Origin of the sequence: Nocardia amamiensis NBRC 102102 (assembly GCF_001612745.1) — a bacterium.
GTDB classification, from domain to species: Bacteria; Actinomycetota; Actinomycetes; order Mycobacteriales; family Mycobacteriaceae; genus Nocardia; species Nocardia amamiensis.
In genome coordinates this window covers 1-518 of sequence record NZ_BDBA01000349.1, presented here as the reverse complement: position 1 = coordinate 518, position 518 = coordinate 1, and the positions used below count along the sequence as shown (strand labels likewise).

Sequence of the window (518 nt, the reverse complement as noted above, 5' to 3'; positions counted from 1 at the left end):
ATACGGAACAGCGCGACCGCCAACGGCACCTCGACGGTGACGTCGAAGGTGGTCAGCGCGAAGGCGATAACGGTGCCGAGCAGATCCTCCTCGGCGACCTCGACCGGGGTGAGCGCCACCACGGACGGCGCTGCGGGGTGGATCACCTGATGCGGCCCGTCCGCCGAGCGCGGATAGGTGGTGCGCAGCACCTCGTGGCGGGCGAACACGTCGCTGATCGCCTGCTCCAGCGCGGTCACGTCGAGCGTGCCGGACAAACGGACGGCCAGCGGGATGTTGTCCACCGCCGAGGTGGCCGTGTCGAACTGATTGAGGAACCAGTACCGCTGCTGCGCGGGCGAGAGCGGGATACGCTCCGGGCGCTGCGCCGCCTCCAAGCTCGGCCGATTGCGGCCGGACCCGGCGTTGCGCTCGACCCGAGCGGCCAGCGCCACCACCGTGGACGTCTCGAACAGGTCACGCACCGCCAGGCGGGTGTCCAGCGCGGCGCCCAGCCGCGCGGTCACCTGAGTGGCCAG

General features: G+C 71.2%; 1 protein-coding gene. It reads right to left on the bottom strand.

All coding sequences use genetic code 11. The features are described from left to right. Window positions 1–518, bottom strand: a 518-nt coding sequence (locus NA4_RS37425; RefSeq protein ID WP_157129550.1) for a condensation domain-containing protein, incomplete at both ends; no start/stop codon positions are given.